At 56.3% G+C, this 18,023-nt stretch carries 19 protein-coding genes; 5 read left to right on the top strand and 14 right to left on the bottom strand.

Annotation, left to right across the window (positions count from 1 at the left end):
• Nucleotides 1-22: 22 nt before the first annotated feature.
• Nucleotides 23-1,834, bottom strand: coding sequence for an ABC transporter ATP-binding protein/permease (locus Q1B46_RS02900; protein ID WP_299944529.1), 1,812 nt, complete (start codon nt 1,832-1,834; stop codon nt 23-25).
• A 59-nt stretch (nt 1,835-1,893) separates the two neighbouring features.
• Entirely contained in the window at nt 1,894-3,246 is a 1,353-nt protein-coding gene (locus Q1B46_RS02895) for a LysM peptidoglycan-binding domain-containing protein (protein ID WP_299944527.1), read from the bottom strand.
• A 126-nt stretch (nt 3,247-3,372) separates the two neighbouring features.
• Between Q1B46_RS02895 and Q1B46_RS02890 the strand changes: the two genes are divergently transcribed.
• A complete protein-coding gene (locus tag Q1B46_RS02890) occupies nt 3,373-3,924 on the top strand; it encodes a TIGR00730 family Rossman fold protein (protein ID WP_299944525.1) in 552 nt (183 codons plus the stop codon).
• Nucleotides 3,925-3,971: 47 nt separating this feature from the next.
• Here Q1B46_RS02890 and Q1B46_RS02885 read toward each other — a convergent pair whose 3' ends face one another.
• The 3 genes from Q1B46_RS02885 to Q1B46_RS02875 all read right to left on the bottom strand — a co-directional run bounded on the left by Q1B46_RS02885 (nt 3,972) and on the right by Q1B46_RS02875 (nt 6,006).
• On the bottom strand, nt 3,972-4,424 hold the full coding sequence (locus tag Q1B46_RS02885; protein WP_299944522.1) for a host attachment family protein: 453 nt from the start codon (nt 4,422-4,424) through the stop codon (nt 3,972-3,974).
• A 335-nt stretch (nt 4,425-4,759) separates the two neighbouring features.
• Nucleotides 4,760-5,179, bottom strand: a complete 420-nt coding sequence (locus tag Q1B46_RS02880) for a hypothetical protein (protein WP_299944520.1) — start codon at nt 5,177-5,179, stop codon at nt 4,760-4,762.
• A 227-nt stretch (nt 5,180-5,406) separates the two neighbouring features.
• Nucleotides 5,407-6,006, bottom strand: a complete 600-nt coding sequence (locus tag Q1B46_RS02875; protein ID WP_299944518.1) for a superoxide dismutase — start codon at nt 6,004-6,006, stop codon at nt 5,407-5,409.
• A 101-nt stretch (nt 6,007-6,107) separates the two neighbouring features.
• Here Q1B46_RS02875 and Q1B46_RS02870 point away from each other — a divergent pair, with 101 nt between their 5' ends.
• Nucleotides 6,108-6,869 (top strand): FkbM family methyltransferase, encoded by a 762-nt coding sequence (locus Q1B46_RS02870; protein ID WP_299944516.1) that lies wholly within the window; start codon nt 6,108-6,110, stop codon nt 6,867-6,869.
• 61 nt (nt 6,870-6,930) lie between these two features.
• Here the strand turns inward: Q1B46_RS02870 and Q1B46_RS02865 are convergent, their stop codons facing one another.
• The 6 genes from Q1B46_RS02865 to Q1B46_RS02840 form a co-directional block, all read right to left on the bottom strand.
• Complete coding sequence (locus tag Q1B46_RS02865; RefSeq protein ID WP_299944514.1) at nt 6,931-7,374, bottom strand: hypothetical protein; 444 nt, start codon at nt 7,372-7,374, stop codon at nt 6,931-6,933.
• A gap of 13 nt (nt 7,375-7,387) precedes the next feature.
• Nucleotides 7,388-7,870 carry a hypothetical protein gene (locus tag Q1B46_RS02860; protein WP_299944512.1) on the bottom strand — a complete coding sequence of 161 codons (483 nt, stop codon included), beginning with the start codon at nt 7,868-7,870 and terminating at the stop codon, nt 7,388-7,390.
• A gap of 240 nt (nt 7,871-8,110) precedes the next feature.
• Nucleotides 8,111-8,677 carry a sarcosine oxidase subunit gamma family protein gene (locus tag Q1B46_RS02855; protein ID WP_299944510.1) on the bottom strand — a complete coding sequence of 189 codons (567 nt, stop codon included), beginning with the start codon at nt 8,675-8,677 and terminating at the stop codon, nt 8,111-8,113.
• Nucleotides 8,670-11,684, bottom strand: a complete 3,015-nt coding sequence (locus Q1B46_RS02850; RefSeq protein ID WP_299944508.1) for a sarcosine oxidase subunit alpha family protein — start codon at nt 11,682-11,684, stop codon at nt 8,670-8,672. Before Q1B46_RS02850 ends, Q1B46_RS02855 begins: the two co-directional genes overlap by 8 nt.
• A 43-nt stretch (nt 11,685-11,727) precedes the next feature.
• Nucleotides 11,728-12,057, bottom strand: coding sequence for a sarcosine oxidase subunit delta (locus tag Q1B46_RS02845; protein WP_299659743.1), 330 nt, complete (start codon nt 12,055-12,057; stop codon nt 11,728-11,730).
• Nucleotides 12,058-12,144: 87 nt separating this feature from the next.
• Nucleotides 12,145-13,389, bottom strand: a complete 1,245-nt coding sequence (locus Q1B46_RS02840) for a sarcosine oxidase subunit beta family protein (RefSeq protein WP_299659741.1) — start codon at nt 13,387-13,389, stop codon at nt 12,145-12,147.
• Between the two features lie 178 nt (nt 13,390-13,567).
• Between Q1B46_RS02840 and ccmI the strand changes: the two genes are divergently transcribed.
• Genes ccmI through Q1B46_RS02825 form a run of 3 tightly spaced genes read left to right on the top strand, consistent with a single transcriptional unit; the run spans nt 13,568 to nt 15,509 of the window.
• Complete coding sequence (gene ccmI, locus Q1B46_RS02835) at nt 13,568-14,797, top strand: c-type cytochrome biogenesis protein CcmI (protein ID WP_299944505.1); 1,230 nt, start codon at nt 13,568-13,570, stop codon at nt 14,795-14,797.
• Nucleotides 14,794-15,258: a Holliday junction resolvase RuvX gene (gene ruvX / locus Q1B46_RS02830; protein ID WP_299659736.1), complete on the top strand. Its 465-nt coding sequence runs from the start codon at nt 14,794-14,796 to the stop codon at nt 15,256-15,258. Before ccmI ends, ruvX begins: the two co-directional genes overlap by 4 nt.
• A 17-nt stretch (nt 15,259-15,275) precedes the next feature.
• Nucleotides 15,276-15,509: a DUF1289 domain-containing protein gene (locus tag Q1B46_RS02825; RefSeq protein ID WP_299944503.1), complete on the top strand. Its 234-nt coding sequence runs from the start codon at nt 15,276-15,278 to the stop codon at nt 15,507-15,509.
• 144 nt (nt 15,510-15,653) lie between these two features.
• On the opposite strand, the gene Q1B46_RS02820 is transcribed toward Q1B46_RS02825, so the two are convergent.
• Genes Q1B46_RS02820 through Q1B46_RS02810 form a run of 3 tightly spaced genes read right to left on the bottom strand, consistent with a single transcriptional unit; the run spans nt 15,654 to nt 18,022 of the window.
• Complete coding sequence (locus Q1B46_RS02820; protein WP_299944501.1) at nt 15,654-16,382, bottom strand: STAS/SEC14 domain-containing protein; 729 nt, start codon at nt 16,380-16,382, stop codon at nt 15,654-15,656.
• A gap of 36 nt (nt 16,383-16,418) precedes the next feature.
• On the bottom strand, nt 16,419-17,204 hold the full coding sequence (locus Q1B46_RS02815) for a hypothetical protein (protein ID WP_299944499.1): 786 nt from the start codon (nt 17,202-17,204) through the stop codon (nt 16,419-16,421).
• Complete coding sequence (locus Q1B46_RS02810; RefSeq protein WP_299944497.1) at nt 17,198-18,022, bottom strand: sulfite exporter TauE/SafE family protein; 825 nt, start codon at nt 18,020-18,022, stop codon at nt 17,198-17,200. Before Q1B46_RS02810 ends, Q1B46_RS02815 begins: the two co-directional genes overlap by 7 nt.
• Between the last annotated feature and the right edge of the window lies 1 nt (nt 18,023).

Below are 18,023 nucleotides of genomic sequence, written 5' to 3'. Positions count from 1 at the left end.
GCGTGGCCTCACAGCAAGAAGATCAAGCGACGTTCTCTTCCGACTGCTGGCGGCTCCACAACCGGGCATAGCGCCCTTCACGCTGCAGCAGATCGTCATGAGTACCTTGTTCCAATATCTCGCCTTTTTCCAGCACCACTATTCGGTCGGATTCGGCAATTGTGCTAAGACGATGCGCGATCGTCAGAACAGTCCGGCCCTCTCCTGCGCGTGCCAGAGCATCCTTGATGTCTTTCTCGGTATCCGTATCCAGCGCCGAAGTTGCCTCATCCAACAACAGGATTGGCGGGTTCTTGAGCAGCGTGCGGGCAATACCAACGCGCTGTTTCTCGCCACCCGACAATTTCAGGCCACGCTCACCAACCTTGGTGTCATACCCTTCGGGCAGGCTGACGATGAAATCGTGAATCTGGGCGGCTTTGGCGGCGGATTCGACATCTTCCTGAGTTGCACCTTCTCGCCCATAGGCGATGTTGTATCGGATCGTATCATTGAACAGGACCGTATCCTGCGGGACAACGCCGATTGAGGCGTGCAGGCTGGATTGGCTGACATCGCGCACATCTTGCCCATCTATCTTCAGCGCCCCACCTGTGACGTCATAAAACCTGAACAGCAGCCGCCCGATGGTCGATTTACCTGAACCCGTCGCCCCGACAATTGCCACAGTCTTGCCCGCTGGCACGGTCAGAGATACACCTTTGAGGATTTCACGATCTGCATCATATCCGAAATGAACATTCTCAAGTGTGACCTCGCCGCCATTTACTTTGAGGTTCGGCGCACAAGGCATATCAGTCACTTCCCCAGGTTGTTCCAGCAAATCAAACATCTGGCCCATGTCCACCAACGACTGCCGGATCTCGCGGTACACCGTACCAAGGAAGTTTAATGGAACCGTAATCTGGATCATATAGGCGTTGACCATCACAAAGTCGCCAACCGTCAAAGAACCATTTTGCACCCCCATTGCGGCCAGAACCATCACACCGATCAGGCCGCACGTGATCAGCATAGACTGACCAAAATTCAGGAACGCCAGCGAATAGGCCGTCTTGAGAGCCGCAGTGGCGTATCCTTTCATCGAAACATCATAGCGTTCAGCTTCGCGCATCTCGGCGTTAAAATACTTGACCGTTTCAAAGTTCAGCAGGCTGTCGATGGCGCGCTGATTGGCTTCCGTATCCTGATCATTCATCTCGCGCCGTAGCTTTACGCGCCATTCGGTCACCGCGAATGTGAACCAGATATAAAGCGCGATCGTCACCGCAACGACGACCAGATACCAGACGTCGAACAGCCATAGCAGGATGATGGAAACCAGCAAAAGCTCTAAGATCAGAGGTCCGATCGAAAACAGCAGAAAGCGCAACAGGAACTCAACGCCCTTCACACCCCGTTCGATAATCCGGCTCAGGCCGCCCGTGCGCCGCGTCACGTGATAGCGCATCGAAAGTTGGTGAATGTGCTGGAACGTCTCAAGCGCGAGCGCGCGTAATGCGCGCTGACCCACAGGCGCAAATAACGCATCGCGCAATTGCTGAAACCCAACTGTCATCATACGGGCCACGCCGTAGGCAACCGTCAAACCAATCGCGCCCAGCGCGAGCGGGGGCACGCCCTCGCCCGCCAAACCATCTACTGCGCCCTTATACAGGATCGGCGTGTACACCGCGATCAGCTTGGCCAAAATCAGCATCGCCATCGCCCAAAGGACCCGGCGTTTAACCCATGGTTCGTCTTCGGGCCAAAGATAGGGCGCCACTTTGCGGATGGTGCGCCAGCCTGAACGGTGCTCGCCCGGGTCGGATTGAATCGTGGATGGTCGTCTCATCACGTACCTTAACTGCGGTCAGAGAATGGCCCCGGCCCCGGTCGGGCCAGTGCTCGTGTTCATTCAGGAATAGTGAAAATCTGACCCGGATAGATCAGGTCAGGGTCACGAATGGAATCCTTATTGGCTTCGAACAGTTTGACATACAGCACACCGTCCCCGAACCGATCTCGTGAAATCGCCCAAAGCGTATCACCCTTTTGCACCGTGACTGACCGGATGGCCGGGGTTTCGGCTGAGGCGTCTTCTGTTTCGGCACCTTCGGCTGCAAGTAGTGTTTCGACCGGTTCGCGTTTGAACGGCGTCTCAAGCCGGCTGACAACGGTTCCATCGGACGAAACCTCATCCACACGCAACGTATATACGCCCGGATCAATGCCCTCGACCTCACCGCGCCACTGCCCATCCTCGTCTGGCTCAAGGTCAGCTACAAGCTGATTGTCCAGATACAGACGAACAGCTGATCCGTCTTGCACCCGCCCGGTCAGTTCCACATCACCTGAGTCAGAATACCCGATTGTATCCAGAGCAATCTGATCGGGCGGTGTTTCCCGCGCAGTCGGTGTCTGAACAAGTTCGACGCCTTCTTCGCCCGACCGCAGGATAGCGATTTGCTGATCCGTGGCATCACTGCCTTCAGTTTGCGGCGCCTCCGGTTCGGATGTTGGATCCGCCTGTTCGGCCACCTGTACGTCAGTCGTAATTGTTTCGGCGCTCTGGGTTTCAGTGCCTGCTGGCGCTGGTGTTTCGGCTGCAACTACAGGTGCTGTTTCTGCGTCTGCAACTTCGGTCTCGGCCTCGTCAACTGGCACAGAAGGTTCCTCGGTTACATCCTCGGCTGCAACAGGCGCAGGCAGTGCTGCAATCAGGTAGTCATCCGATCTGGCAGCCTTTTCACCTGTTGCGGCTTCCAGCACCAGCCCGCGGGAATCATCAGCAAACGGGATCGAGACGAATTCGGCAAACTGGCCGCTATCGTCGACGGTGAAGCGGTGGACAGCCTCTCCATCGAGCAGAACACTGATTTCAGAGCCCGGCTCACCACTGCCGGACAGAACCGCATTTCCATCGGGTTCAACAAATATCTGGTCCAGCACTGGGGCCACCACTGTCGCGGTTTTTGTTTCGTCGCTGGCAGGTGCCTCTTCGGTGATCTCGGCTGGGGCGTCCTCAGCTGCTACTTCCGGGGCTTCCGAGGTCTGCGGTTCAGGTTGATCTTCAACAACCGCATCTTGTGCTACAGTCTCTGCAGCGGGCTCGGTTGCTTCCGCGACATCCGGCGCGGTCTGTTCCTCTGGCCCGCCGAAAACGCCCAACAGATACAATCCCGCTGCTCCGATCACGACAACGATCCCGGCGACCAGACCCCATATGAAGGTACCAGAGCCTCCGCTTCCCGATTTGGCGTTCATTCTGTTCCTTTCACTCCGCCCGGTAAATGCCCTGTCGGGCACGCATTCCTGCGGACGGTTGAGCCAACCTATCAATCCCGCTATCAGGGGTCAAAACCCCTAACACAAGAGCAGAGAGCCCAACCTATGTCCCAGAAATCCGTCTGTGTGTATTGCGGGTCACGCAATGGTGTTAATCCGGCCTATTCTCAGGCAGCCAGCCAGTTCGGAACCCTGCTGGCCCAAGAAGGCTGGCGGCTGGTTTATGGAGCCGGAGATGTGGGGTTAATGGGCGAGGTTGCGCGCGCGGCGCAAGCATCTGGTGGTGACACGTTCGGGGTGATCCCCGTCCACCTGCTGCAACGTGAGGTCGGCAAGACCGATCTGACCCGTTTTGTCGTGACCGAGACGATGCACGAGCGCAAGAAAGTCATGATCATGAACGCCGATGCGGTTGTTGTGCTGCCCGGTGGTCCCGGATCATTGGACGAGTTGTTCGAGGCCCTGACCTGGCGGCAGTTGGGACTGCATGACAAGCCCATTTTGGTCATGAACGTAGATGGCTATTGGGACACACTGCATGCGTTGCTGGATCAACTTATAGGCCAAGGCTTTGCCGATAGTTCACTGGCTGAATTCATCACCTGGGTCGATAAACCGGACGCAGCGATATCTGCGCTGCGCCGGTTGCTGAACTGAAAAGCAGACAACCGGGCGGTGTAAACCGCCCGAGTCTCGTCACTCATTCAGGCGGGTTTTGCGAACCGGGCACAGAGTATTCGTTCAACTTTGTGCAATGGATGGTTGGTAAGAGTTTTATCAACCTCGGCCACCACCTTTGCCAGCACTTCGCTGTGCAATCTGCGACGCAAAAGGCCCAGAACTTGAGGACTGGCCACCAACACCAAGCGTTTATAGGCGCCTTTCAACCCCTTGCGGTTCAACAAGTTAGCCACATCCTGAACGAACAGAGATTTGGCGTGGGTTCTCCAACTCTCTTCTTCAACTGCTGATTTCTGGTTCGGCCCCGTATCGGGCCGTCGCCCTGCCCGGTCGGTCGGCTTTGCCGGTATGGTGTTCTGTTCTTCGACCGACACGATGACCAAATTGGGATCTTGCGCGTCAGTAATGTTCTCCATCACCAGTGCTTTTTCCCCGTCGGCAATGATGACCCATGTTCCCTGTTCAAGCGTAGCCATTGATGCTCTCCTGCAAAATTTGATTTGGCTTCCACAGTCCCTCGGCCACAGCTTCGAACGCGCGCGCAATCGATGAATTCGCACACTGAGCGTTTTTTTTGATTGGTTGGCGGCTCTCTCCTTCCGCATAATACAGCTAGGTATTGAAGGGGGTGATACAACAGCGGATCAGATTAATTCGGATTAATGGGCGGGTTTCTACCTGCGGCATCGAGCAACAAATCGGCGGCGCAAATTGGTGTGACATTGATCAGGTCAATCAGCATGTCTTACGCCATGTTGGAGGTCGACAAATATCTGCTGTGCTGGACAAAGCAGACCTAGAAAATTTGAATTCAGCGGATGAAGCGGTAACCTGTGTAAGCCCAAATACAAAGAAGAACGACTGCTGCGAATGTTGGATCAATGAATCCCAGACCCATCTCGCCCGGCATCTTTTCCTTCAACCAATCTGATACAAAGTTGTCATTGCGCAGAATGATCCCGATGGCAGTAAACCCGCCCAAAAATAGTGTTGCGGCACCTGCTTCACCAATTGCTTTGTGTTGGTCTTGAGTTAGCGATTTTGGTAGCAACCTACTAAAGGCACTCAGTACTTTTTCAATTACCCAAATAAAAAGCCAAACAGATATGAAGAACAAAAGGAAACCAAACCCAACATACAAGTTCTTCAATGCTAACAGGCCGCAAACCACTAGTGGGAAAACGAGCCATAGCTTGTACTTCTCGGCGAAACCATCAATCTTCTTATTCAATTGATCTGATTTCCTGTCCGACAATGCCACTTCCTCTTGTATTGAACTGACTAGAACTTGGGATATCGCAATCGTTTAGTCAAACCGCCGCCTTGGGCTCTAAACGGTCATCGGAACCAAATAGCTAATCGCGGCATTGTCCAATTTGGTATACATCTAAATACAAAAAAAGACCTGCTCGCTTATACACCAGCAGGCCTTTCAGAAGTATCTTAGCGATCAGAGGACTACATCCGCGATGCGACGTTTTCCCAGTTCACCAGATTGTCGAGGAAGTTCGACAGATAAACCGGGCGCTTGTTGCGGAAATCGATGTAGTAGGAGTGCTCCCACACGTCGCAACCCAGCAACGCGGTTTGGCCAAAGCACAGCGGATTCACGCCGTTCTCGGTTTTGGTGACTGCCAGCGAGCCATCTGCGTTTTTGACCAACCACGCCCAGCCCGAGCCGAACTGACCGGCACCGGCAGCGCTAAACTGAGACTTGAACTCGTCAACCGAACCGAAGCTTTCGGTCAGAGCCTTCTCCAGCTCGCCGGGCATGGCATTGCCACCGGGCCCCATCATCTCCCAGAACTGGTTGTGATTCCACAGCTGACTGATGTTGTTGAAGATGCCGTTTTGCGCCACCGCGTTTGCGTCATAAGTGCCAACGATGATCTCTTCCAGCGATTTGCCGTCCCACTCGGTGCCGGCGATCAGCTTGTTGCCGTTGTCGACATAGGCCTTGTGGTGCAGGTCATGGTGATATTCCAGCGTTTCAGCCGACATACCCTTGGCTGCCAGCGCGTCATGTGCATAAGGAAGATCAGGAAGTTCAAAAGCCATGTCGGCCCCCTGTTGAAAATGAATGTTGCGGTTCCACAGGTTAAATGCTTTGACAGCCGCCGCAGGTCAAGGCCCGCGACATAAAAACCCGGAGGTCCGCGATGCTGACACAGGCGCGCAAAATGTTCTACCGCGCCCGCGGGTACTATGAGGGTAACCTCAACGGCGAACCATTTCGACTGGATCCCTACCATTCGAAATTCTGGCGCAAAGTGTCTGAGGGGAAGTGGGAGCCAGAGACCTTCGCGCTGTTGGATAAATACCTAACGCCCGACAGCGACTATTTGGACATCGGCGCGTGGATCGGACCAACAGTTCTGTACGGCGCCCGCAAAGCCCGGCATGTCTGGTGTTTCGAACCCGACCCCACCGCATTCCGGCATCTGGCGTGGAATCTGGACCTGAACGAAATCAACAACGTCTCGGCCTTTGGAGTGGCGCTGGCGGATCAGTTCGGCGTCGCCCGAATGGCGTCGGTGCGCGGTGAGCCAGGAGATTCCACCAGCTCTCTGCTGCGCGACGGCGCGCATGGCTGCGATGCGCTAACCATTGCCTGGGATCAGTTTGAGGCGGTGAACGATCTGTCACGGGTATCGCTGGTCAAAATGGATATCGAAGGCGCGGAGTTCTTTGTTTTGCCGACATTGTTGCCGTGGTTAAAAAAATGCCGCCCAACGCTCTATCTATCGCTGCATGCTCCGCTATTGGCAGCGCAGGATCGGCACTCGTCACTGACCGAACTGCTGAGCAGCCTATCATTCTACTCTGAGATTTGCGACGAAGCCGGTAAAGGCTTAGACCCGCAGGCGCTTATGACTGATAATGCATTGGCGACCTACCGAACAATTCTTCTGAAAGCGTAGTAGGCATACAACTAATGAAGGCAGCGCAGAATCCCGCGCTGCCCGAGTACCCATTCACAGATTAGAATAATGATTGCGACGTTATCGGCTTACAATCCCCCACACCGCTTGGGCGGTTCACGACATTGTCCATAGGGAACTTCGCACGCAGACTTAAACTGTTGTCGGCGGGATTTAGTTTCGCAGTATAGGCGACCCGAAGTTGTCTTGTGTTATTTGCCGGTAACGTAAGTCTCCAGGAAAGTTGATATTCACCTTTCCGAGTCGCCTTGAATTTTGCATTCATCGGCATTTCTTCATCCCGATCCGCCAACTCGTTGGCGGCCATGACTGCACCGTCAAGCACACGCGCCTGATTGTTTTCAGCATCCACACTGAAAATAACACGAGACGGTATCCACCCTTGTGCCTGAATGCTGTGCAGTTCACAGTCGTAGCTTCGAACTTCGGCTTGTGCTGCAGCGGGCGAAATTGCCAGAATCAGGGTAATTGTTCTGAGTTTCATCAAAGTAGCCTCTTCAGCTTTTCGGTGCAGAAATCGCTACGCAGCGACCACTTGCGAAACCATCTCGAGAAGCATAAGCAACTGATGTTTTGGATTTAACGATTGCCTTCATCGTTTTGCGATCCATCGTGATCGAGAATACGACATCAAGCATGTCAACTGCATCATACCGAGCTTCATTTGTTGCATAGGAGCGTCCACTGTCGGAGAACACATATTTGTCCCCACTCCAACTGATCGATAATACTCTTGGGGTGTCCCGCCTTATCTGACCTGACCCTGACACCGTATCGATTTTTGGTACATTTACATCATGTAACAATGCCGATCGACCGAACTCATCTATGGAAAACACGACGCGAGCAGGTGTTGGCCGATTGACAAGTCCACGCTCAAAATTACACTCGAAGCTTTCTTTATAAGTTTCCGATGAAGCGGCTACTGGAACAATTGCCAATGCTGCAAGGCAAAACGCCAAACACTTATGAAATTTCATGACTTAATCAATTCTCCTGTATACTCATGGTTTTCGCTCGTGGGACCATATGAAGTGCATGGAACACCCGCAATACGCGAACATCCGGATGTACCCTTCACCTCAGCGGCAGATGGTCGCCCTGCTGGTTGATGGGCAGTATATTTGAGCTAAAGAGATAATATAATTGCGCTTATTCAGATTACGCGGCAAAAAAACCGCTCAAAATTGAGCGGCTTTTCTTTGGAAATTGGGTCGATATCAGTAAACCCCTACTTCACCGCCCGGTTGTGCCGCAATCTTGAGCAGTTTGAACACATAATCCGCAGTAGACCGGAAGCAGACAACACGGAAGGTTTCTGCATCATCCATCCAGAACGCCCCCGCCACCTGCGCCAGTCGCGAACGACGGATTTGACCAGATTGAAACGCGTCCACCGCGAAATCTACCGGAGCAACCTTGCCCAGAACCTCACGCGCGCTACTACCCGAAACCCGGATCACAGCGCGTGCATCCGACACGTTTACGGCTAGCGCATGTGTACCGCTCAGCGCATTGGTCATTGCAGCCAGCTTGGCCTCGACCTCGGCATATGGCACCAACACCAGAAGTTCGTCGGTAGACATCCAGCAGACTCCGGTGTCGCCGTTGACCAATGCCTCGCGCTGGCCCGGTACTTTTTGTCCGGTGGCGTCCTTGACGACCTTGGCCAACACCTTGTCGGACAGATCTCCGCGCAGAGTAATCATGCCTTGCAGGCCACATTCTTCGACCTTGGCGATACCATCATAGGAGGCGTGGTTCAGTGCGCTGATGGGTTCAGACATTCTGCTTCTCCCCGTCTTTGTCATAGAAGATCGGGTCCACGATCTTGGCTTTGTAGATTTTGCCGTCGGTCCCTGGGAACTCGACAATCTCACCCATCCGGTCGGGGCCGTGCTTGATCAGTCCCATAGCGATGCCCTTACCCAGATTGGCCGAGTAATAGGTCGAGGTCACACGCCCGATCATGTTGCGCTGACCATTGGCATTCACGCCCTCGCCCACCGCGTAGGCACCATCCGGCAGAACCGATCCATCCACAGTCTCAAGACCGACCAGTTTCCAGCGCTCCGGATCCGCCATATGGCTGCGCGAATGGGCGCGTTTACCGAGGTAATCCTCTTTCTTTTTCGACAGGGCCCAGTGCAGCCCCAGATCCTGCGGGATCACGGTGCCATCCGTCTCGTCGCCGATCATGATAAAGCCCTTCTCGGCGCGCAGGATGTGCAGACATTCGGTGCCGTATGGCATCACGCCGAACTCTTTGCCTGCCTCCATCAGTGCGTCCCAGAATGCCTGGCCCTGAGATGCGGGAACCGCGATCTCATAGGATAGCTCACCAGAGAACGAGATGCGGTAGGCCCGTGCATCGAACGCACCGATCTTGCCGTCACGCCATTCCATGAAGGGCAGCGTCTCTTTCGACAGATCCATACCGCCCAGCTTTTCAAGCACCTTGCGGGCATTGGGGCCAACCACGGCGACCTGAGCGTATTGCTCAGTCACGTTGGCGACGTAGACTTTCCAGTCCCACCATTCGGTCTGTAGCCATTCCTCCATGTGACCATGGATGCGCTCCGCCCCGCCGGTGGTGGTGTGGCACAGCCATGTATCGTCATCGATGCGGGCAACGACACCATCATCGATCAAGAAGCCGTTCTCTGAACACATCAGGCCATAGCGGCATTTGCCGATCTTCAGAGTGGACATCATGTTGGTGTACATCATGTCCAGGAACTTGCCCGCATCCGGGCCCTTGACGATCAGTTTGCCAAGCGTCGAGGCATCCAGTACGCCGAGGTTTTCCCGAGTGTTCTTCACCTCGCGATTCACCGCGTCATGCACGGATTCACCGGGGCGAACATAGGCATAGGTCCTGCGCCACTGGCCAACCGGCTCCCAATCGGCGCCGTTCTTGTCGTGCCAGTTGTGCATCGGCGTTTGGCGGATCGGTTGAAACACCTCACCACGTGCCTCACCCCCAATCGACGCCATCGAGATCGGCGTATAGGGCGGGCGGAAAGTGGTAGTGCCAACCTTCGGAATCTCCGAATCCAGTGCGTCAGCAAGGATCGCCAAGCCGTTGATATTGCTCAATTTACCTTGATCAGTCGCCATACCGAGCGTGGTATACCGCTTGGTGTGCTCGACACTCTCGTACCCCTCGCGCGCGGCCAGTTGGACGTCTGAGACTTTGACATCGTTCTGGAAGTCCAGCCAGGACTTCATGCGCAGGTCAATCTCGGCATTCGAGGGCATCAGCCAAACAGCAGCCATCGGGGCCTCGGCCGTGGTCTCACCCACCGGAGCCTTTGTGCGTTTTGCGGTAAAGCCAGCCGCCTTGGCCGCCGCCTTGCCTGCGGCATCAGCGTCTTTGAGGACATCGCCCAGCGCCAGCGGGCCATTCGAAGATCCTGCCGCCAGAACGAAGCCTTCGCCATCGGCCCCCAGTGGAGGGCGCGACGGGTCGGGACGGAAGTGTGCGTTCGCATCGTCCCAGATCAACTTGCCACCGCAATGGGACCACATATGAACCACCGGAGACCAGCCACCCGACATGGCGACTGCGTCGCACTCGATCTCTTCCCGAGCGCCGCCGATCCCCTCTTGATTGCAGATTGCAACCTTCTTGACGCGCTTGCCCCCTTTGACCTTCGCAATGGCCTTTCCGGGATCAACACGGATACCAAGTTGGCGCGCCTCTTCAGCCAGAGGTCCAGCGCTGGCGCGTGCATCCACCACGCGCAGAACATCCACGCCGGCCTGCTTCAGAGTGATTGCAGTGCGATAAGCGTCATCGTTGTTGGTCGCGACGATGACACGTTCCCCCGGGGTTACGCCCCAATTGACCACATAATCACGCATGGCCGAGGCCAGCATCACGCCGGGAACATCGTTGCCTGCAAAGGACAGAGGACGCTCGATCGCACCGGTTGCCGTCACGACCTGCTTGGCACGGATGCGCCACAGGCGATGACGTGGGCCTTGCGTACCCGGTTTGTGGTCTGTCAGGCGCTCATAGCCCAGCACATAACCGTGGTCATAGACGCCCGCCCCCATGCAGCGATTGCGCATGGTCACATTGCCCATTGTTTCGATTTCGGAAACTAATTGTTCCACGAACTTATCCACAGGCTCGCCACCCACGGTTCCGCCATCCACCGGGGCACGACCGCCCCAATGCGCGGTTTGTTCAATCAACATCACTTTGGCGCCGGACTGGGCCGCCGCTTTGGCGGCCTGCAGACCCGCAACACCACCGCCAATCACCAGAACATCGGTGAAGGCATAGAAATGCTCATAGGTATCTGCATCGCGGCTGTCCTTGTCGGGCGCTTTGCCCAAACCAGCTGACTGGCGAATGAACGGCTCGTAAACGTGCTTCCAGAACGGTTTCGGATGGATGAACATCTTGTAGTAGAAGCCTGCAGGCAGAAAGCGCGACAGATGCTTGTTGATTGCGCCGATGTCGAATTCGAGGTTCGGCCAGTGGTTCTGTGACACGGATGTCAGGCCGTTGAACAGCTCGGTCGTGGTGGCCCGCTGGTTTGGTTCCAACCGGTTGCCCTCGCCCAAACCGACTAGCGCGTTCGGCTCTTCCGCGCCGCTGGCGACGACGCCGCGCGGGCGGTGGTACTTGAACGACCGGCCCATCATCATCTGGTCATTCGCCAAAAGCGCCGAGGCAAGTGTGTCGCCTTCGTAGCCCTGCATTGAGGTGCCGTTAAAGGTGAAGGAGACCTGTTTGGACCGGTCGATAAGACGACCGTGTTTTGCGAGACGGGTGCTCATGATGCGGACCTTTCGCAGGCGGTATTACGGATGGCAGTGCGGATCATTCGAACCCTCTCCACGTCCAGCCGGGACGTTTGGCGGTGATGGCATCCCTGATCTCTTGCGGCGGCTCATAGACCTGAGCCGAATATGTACCGAAAACTTCAAGCGTCTGGGTACAGCGCGCAGCGTGAAACCACTTGCCGCAGCCATTGGCATGACGCCAGCGCTCAAAGTGAACACCCTTGGGGTTTTCACGCATGAACAGATAATCGTGGAAGTCACTATCCGACGAGCCCGGACCAAAGCGCTTCAGATGTGCCTCGCCGCCAGCGGCCAGTTCAGTTTCTTCGGCGTCCACGCCGCAATAGGGGCAATTCAGGATCAGCATGTCGTCATCCTCTTGGCAGCAGGCGAGACGCGGCTGCCTGCGAAAACTCTGTGACCGGGCACAAGATTTTTCGTCGAAAAATCTTCATCAGTGCGCCACCCCGGCGGCGACGCTTTCGTCGATGAAACGGCCCTCTTTGAAACGGTCCAGCGAGAAGGCTTCGGTCAGCGGGGAATGGCCAGTGGCCATCAACTGCGCCATACCCCAGCCGGAACCCGGGATCGCCTTGAAGCCGCCTGTACCCCAACCACCGTTGATGAAGCAGCCTTGCAGCGGTGTCTTTGACAGGATCGGAGACCGGTCGCCGGTCATGTCCACGATACCACCCCATTGGCGCAACATTTTCAGGCGCGAAATCATCGGGAAGGTTTCGACCAGCGCGCGCACCGTTTCTTCGATATGATGGAAGCTGCCACGCTGAGTGTAGTTGTTGAACCCATCGGTGCCACCACCGATCACCATCTCGCCCTTGTCGGACTGCGACATATACCCATGCACGGTATTGGCCATAACGACCACGTCCATGCAGGGTTTGATCGGCTCGGACACCAGAGCCTGCAGCGCAACGGCCTCCAGCGGCAGACGGAAGCCTGCCATCTCGGCCAACTGACCAGAGTGGCCCGCAACGACGATCCCCAGCTTGTCGCAATCGATTGCGCCTTTGGTCGTATCAACACCAATCACGCGGCCGTTGTCGGACCTCACGCCAGTGACTTCGCATTGCTGGATGATATCCATGCCCATCGCCGAACATGCGCGGGCATAGCCCCATGCCACCGCATCGTGCCGCGCGGTTCCGCCGCGTTCTTGCCAAAGCCCGCCCAGAACCGGATAGCGCGGGCCTTCCAAATTGATGATCGGCACCAGTTCCTTCACTCGTTCGGGGCCAATCCACTCGGTTTTCACACCTTGCAGAGCGTTCGCGTGCGCCGTGCGCTGGTAGCCGCGAATCTCGTGCTGGGTTTGCGCCAACATGATTACGCCGCGTGGGCTGAACATAATGTTATAATTCAGGTCTTGGCTCAGGTCTTCATATAGGCTGCGCGCCTTCTCGTAGATCGCCGCCGACGGGTCCTGCAGATAGTTCGACCGGATGATGGTCGTGTTCCGACCGGTGTTGCCACCGCCCAACCAGCCTTTTTCGATGACGGCAACATTCTGGATTCCGTAATTCTTGCCCAGGTAATAGGCGGTCGCCAGACCGTGACCTCCTGCGCCAACAATAATGACGTCATAACGCTTTTTGGGCTCGGGCGAACGCCAGGCACGTTCCCACCCGGTATGATAGCGCAGCGCTTCACGCGCCACAGCAAAGGCTGAGTAATGTTTCATGTGCGAATCCGTCCGGTCTTCGATGATTGGGCGCAGATATGCCGTGCCCTGACATATTAACCCTGCCGTACAGCGTCACAATACTGCACTATTGCGACATGAACGCGCCTCGCGGCCATTTGCCCCTTTTTTCCATGGGCTGACAGGTCTAAGTCAGGATAACCATTTTGGAGGGACCATGTCGTTCTGGGTTCTCATTTTCCTGATCGCACTGCTTATCGCTGTTTTTTTGGGTTACACCATGCTGCGGGGCCGCCGCGCTGAAGGCCCGACCGCCGAATATGACCTGCGCGTATATCGCGAACAGCTGGCTGGGGTTGATCGCGATCTGGCGCGGGGTGTGATCGGGAAGGCCGATGCCGAGCGTGTGCGCACTGAAATCTCGCGCCGCATCCTTGCCGCTGACGCGCAGATGCGTGGTGAAGTTGAAAGCGTTGGGCCGTCACGTACGGTAACCATCGTGGCCTTCGCCCTCATGGGCGCCGTGCTGATTGGTGGAGCGTTGGCAATGTATCGCCAGCTGGGCGCAGCCGGATTTCCCGATATGCCACTTTCGGCGCGACTGGAAATGGCGGAAGAGCTCCGCATCAACCGCCCCAGTCAAACTGAAGCCGAGGACATTGCGACGCCGATCCAGACCCCACCACTTGAAGAAAGCTACAAAACGCTGCTGGACCGTCTGCGGGAAACCGTGGCCGAGCGCCCGAATGATCTGCAGGGGCAAACCTTGCTGGCACAACACGAGACCAACGCCGGGAATTTCAAAGCAGGGTATGAGGCGCAGACTCAGGTGATTGCACTATCGGGTGACAATGCCCCGGCTCATGCTTATTCGAACCAGGCCGAGATGATGATCTTGGCCGCTGGCGGTTATGTCTCGCCCAAAGCGGAAGAGGCATTGCGCAACGCGCTGGAGCGGGATCCAAAGCTGGGCCCGGCACGATATTACTGGGGTCAAATGCTGTCGCAAACTGGACGACCTGATCTGGCATATCGGGTCTGGGTGGATACTTTGCGCGACGCGCCCGCAGGCGCCCCATGGGGCGATGCCATTCGCACCCAAATCGATGATCTAGCCTTTCGTGCAGGGGTGTTCAACGCACCCGACATCGGTGCCGCTCCCGCGGCGCCGGGCCCCAGCCAGGACGACATGAACGCCGCGGCTGAGCTATCTGCCGAAGAACGTCAGGAAATGATCCGGGGTATGGTAGATCGGCTCTCAGACCGGTTGGCGACCGAAGGCGGATCACCCGATGAATGGGCGCGCCTGATTGCGGCATTGGGTGTTCTGGGCGAGGCCGAAAAGGCGATAAGTATTCGAGACGAGGCTGTTACAGTTTTTGCAGGCAACAATGAGGCGCTGCAGATGATCGACGCCGCCGCACTTCAGGCAGGGATCGCACAATGATCCACGACGCATTCGAAGATTTCGCGGCCGCCCTGTCACCGATGTCCGCCCTAATGGGGTTGGACCTTGGGGAAAAAACCATCGGCGTTTCCGTGTCAGACCGGATGCGTGGCGTCGCCACCCCGTTAGAGACCGTAAGGCGCAAGAAATTCACGCTGGATTCTGCCCGGTTGATCGAAATTGTGACTGATCGTGAGATTGGTGGCATCGTTCTTGGTCTGCCCCGGAACATGGATGGCAGCGAAGGCCCCCGATGTCAGTCAACGCGCGCTTTTGCGCGCAATCTGACACGTCTGACCGAAATACCTATCGGTTTCTGGGATGAGCGGCTCAGCACTGTTGCGGCAGAAAAAGCACTGCTTGAGGCGGATACGTCACGAAAACGTCGTGGACAGGTTATTGATCACGTTGCAGCCGGTTATATCTTGCAAGGCGCGCTGGATAGACTGCGCTTTCTTTGACGGATCGGAAAACGCCCATGACGAATATGGTATGGAAGCGGGACGAGGTTGAAAGCCCTTGTATCCAAATCTGCGTCGTTCATCCGACCGAACGCATCTGCACCGGCTGTTATCGTACCATTGACGAAATCAGTCGCTGGTCCAAAATGGACCATACAGAGCGTGCCGAGATCATGCAGGATTTGCCCGATCGCAAACCCCGTCTGGCTAAGCGACGTGGCGGACGTGCTGCCCGGATCAATCGCGACTAACGATCATTCAGACCGCAAATGCAGATCAGCCAACGCCCATCCGGCTGCTGCTTCAGTACGTTGAGGGACACAACTTCCCTTGTGGCTTCGCCTTCGGAATAGCTTGCTTGGAACAGCAAGCTTAGTTCGTCATGAATGATCAATCTAACCCGCCGCCAGCCAGGCCTTGGCGTTCTCGATCTCTTCAGACGGGAAATACTGCGTCCGTGTGCCCAATACATGACTGGCCATGCGCTGCGCCATCTTCTGCCAAGTCTTGTCCCCAACAATCGCCGCACGGTCCAGCATACCAATGTGACCCGCCGCCAGCCGGAAATGTGCGGCCATCGCCGTGAGGCCTTGCCAGCCGTCAAATTCCCGAAGATCAATCAGTAGGCGAAAACCTTCGCGATCATGTAGTAGCGCATCAAGATCGGATTGCGCCTGGTTGTATTCTTCCGAGTCCAGTTTACCCATCAGGCGGATTTGTACACATGGCCCACCCAGATCGGTGACGTGGATTGCGCCAAGGGATTCACGCATCCAGCGTCGGGCCTCTTCCAACTCGTCCATTCCGAACACATGCACAGGGCATGGCAGGATTGGTGCGGCCAGCCGGATACTGGTCTGAACCCATCCCTGATCGGCGACAACTCCTATTCGCTCAAACCCACGCCAGTGGCTGAGGCCCAACTTGGTATCAGACCATGCGGCGCCCAGATCGTACCCTTTGAATTCTGGTGTCACGATCGCCAGCAGGCGAACCGAGTCGTGGTCTTTTAGCGCAGCCTCGATCGCGGGCACTAAAGTGGCGGCGTAATCCGCGCTTGTTACCTCGCCCGAAAGCTCCACTTCGATCAGCGCACCGTCAGAATTTGTATGGACTGTAATCATCTAACCTATCCTCCAAAGCCAAGTAATGGCAGGAGGTTACGGGGTTTCGAGCCATTGTGCTACTCCGCCCGGCAACTCGGGGCGGAAATAGGCGATCATTCGTCCATCCGGCCCTGCGCTGGCATCAGGACCCCATGGAGCAACACCATGCAGGCTATGGCGATGCAACAGATACGCCTCACCCGGGCGCGCAGGCAGCTCAAAACGTGGGCAAGATTCGAACACTTCTCGACTGGCAGACTGATAGATATCGGTGACATCGGAAGTGGCCAGTTCGCTCAGCGGGACATCTTTCAGCGCATCACGAAACGCTTCACCCAGAATTTTGTGGCTGCCCTCCCAAACCACCATCGGCGATGCATCCGCCGAGGCGGCGGTCAACGGTAGGCCCAAAATCCACGCATGCGGCTCATCCACGTGACGTCTCCGGTCGGGACCCATTGGTTTCAGGCCATCCACATGTGCCGCATCCCGATTGGCACGGTAGCGTGCAGCGGCTTTGTTTTCGCCGCGTCGGGGCTGCGGGTAACCTGGGTAAATCACCGACAACTGCGCTTTGTGCAGGTCAAGCGGTCCATATTGTTGATGCGCAAACTCAATCGCTGCACCGGACAAAGCAGGCGATCCGCCCACCCTGCCCTGTGGATCATTGTCCAATGCATCGACACCAATGAACCACGTCCCATCGCAATCGTGCCATTGAGCATGGGCTGGATCGTCGACCGCCATTCGGGCAGCAGGCAAGACCTGCGCCACCCAATGAGCGAGTGCACCGTCGTAAGGGAATTTGACCCAACCCAGGTTGTGAAAGGTGTCTACCACCCCAACGCCTTGCGCAACATGTTCAGGGCCACGAGCGTGAGGAACACAGCAAATACGCGCCTTAACGGTTTCGGATCCATTGCATGGGCCAGTTTCACACCCCATGGCGCAGTGATCATGGTCATCGTCACCACGATCCCGAAAGCCACCAGATTAACAGCACCTATGGTCAATGGCGGGCGGTGTTCAGGTGCGATGTTGAGGAACAGGAACCCCAGCACGGACGGAACGGCTATGATCACGCCAAACCCAGCTGCGGTCGCAACCGCCCGATGGATAGGCGTATTATAAAGGCTCATGAGTGGCACGCCGAAACTGCCGCCGCCAATTCCCATCAAAACCGAAAGAAATCCGACCGAGGGCGAGAGGGCGGCGCGACGCAAACCTTTTGGCATCGCATCCCCCAGCCGCCATTCGGATTTTCCCAGTCCAAGATAGACCCCAATGACCATGCCCAGCACGCCAAACAACGCCTGCAAAAACTCTGTCTTCAATGCCGAAGCCACCAGAACGCCGATCACGGCCCCAACAGCAATACCCGGCCCCCAACTACGCAATATCGCCCAGTCGACCGCGCCTTTCTTGTTGTGGCTCAGAACCGAACGGATCGAGGTCACGATGATTGTCGCAAGCGAGGTCGCCAGACATAGCTGCATCAACTGTGGACCCCCGTAACCAAGCGTCTGAAAGGCATAGAAAAACGCAGGCACCAGTACGATGCCGCCCCCAACACCCAGCAACCCGGCTAAAACCCCGGCGAAAGCGCCGATCACAAGCAAAAGGCCCAACATCTGGGCCAGCAACATCGTATCGGGCATC

It is taken from the genome of uncultured Ruegeria sp. (assembly GCF_947500045.1).
Taxonomy (GTDB): domain Bacteria; phylum Pseudomonadota; class Alphaproteobacteria; order Rhodobacterales; family Rhodobacteraceae; genus Ruegeria.
This window is presented reverse-complemented; position numbering and strand designations above follow the sequence as displayed.

Coding starts and splice junctions, on each gene's coding strand:
- Q1B46_RS02820 (WP_299944501.1), bottom strand. CDS start 16,382: ATGATTACAGTCCATACAAATTCTGACGGTGCGCTGATCGAAGTGGAG.
- Q1B46_RS02840 (WP_299659741.1), bottom strand. CDS start 13,389: ATGAAACATTACTCAGCCTTTGCTGTGGCGCGTGAAGCGCTGCGCTAT.
- Q1B46_RS02870 (WP_299944516.1), top strand. CDS start 6,108: ATGCTGACACAGGCGCGCAAAATGTTCTACCGCGCCCGCGGGTACTAT.
- Q1B46_RS02855 (WP_299944510.1), bottom strand. CDS start 8,677: ATGTCTGAACCCATCAGCGCACTGAACCACGCCTCCTATGATGGTATC.
- Q1B46_RS02865 (WP_299944514.1), bottom strand. CDS start 7,374: ATGAAACTCAGAACAATTACCCTGATTCTGGCAATTTCGCCCGCTGCA.
- Q1B46_RS02825 (WP_299944503.1), top strand. CDS start 15,276: ATGACGAATATGGTATGGAAGCGGGACGAGGTTGAAAGCCCTTGTATC.
- Q1B46_RS02890 (WP_299944525.1), top strand. CDS start 3,373: ATGTCCCAGAAATCCGTCTGTGTGTATTGCGGGTCACGCAATGGTGTT.
- Q1B46_RS02895 (WP_299944527.1), bottom strand. CDS start 3,246: ATGAACGCCAAATCGGGAAGCGGAGGCTCTGGTACCTTCATATGGGGT.
- Q1B46_RS02860 (WP_299944512.1), bottom strand. CDS start 7,870: ATGAAATTTCATAAGTGTTTGGCGTTTTGCCTTGCAGCATTGGCAATT.
- Q1B46_RS02845 (WP_299659743.1), bottom strand. CDS start 12,057: ATGCTGATCCTGAATTGCCCCTATTGCGGCGTGGACGCCGAAGAAACT.
- ccmI (WP_299944505.1), top strand. CDS start 13,568: ATGTCGTTCTGGGTTCTCATTTTCCTGATCGCACTGCTTATCGCTGTT.
- Q1B46_RS02885 (WP_299944522.1), bottom strand. CDS start 4,424: ATGGCTACGCTTGAACAGGGAACATGGGTCATCATTGCCGACGGGGAA.
- Q1B46_RS02810 (WP_299944497.1), bottom strand. CDS start 18,022: ATGCCCGATACGATGTTGCTGGCCCAGATGTTGGGCCTTTTGCTTGTG.
- Q1B46_RS02850 (WP_299944508.1), bottom strand. CDS start 11,684: ATGAGCACCCGTCTCGCAAAACACGGTCGTCTTATCGACCGGTCCAAA.
- Q1B46_RS02900 (WP_299944529.1), bottom strand. CDS start 1,834: ATGAGACGACCATCCACGATTCAATCCGACCCGGGCGAGCACCGTTCA.
- Q1B46_RS02875 (WP_299944518.1), bottom strand. CDS start 6,006: ATGGCTTTTGAACTTCCTGATCTTCCTTATGCACATGACGCGCTGGCA.
- ruvX (WP_299659736.1), top strand. CDS start 14,794: ATGATCCACGACGCATTCGAAGATTTCGCGGCCGCCCTGTCACCGATG.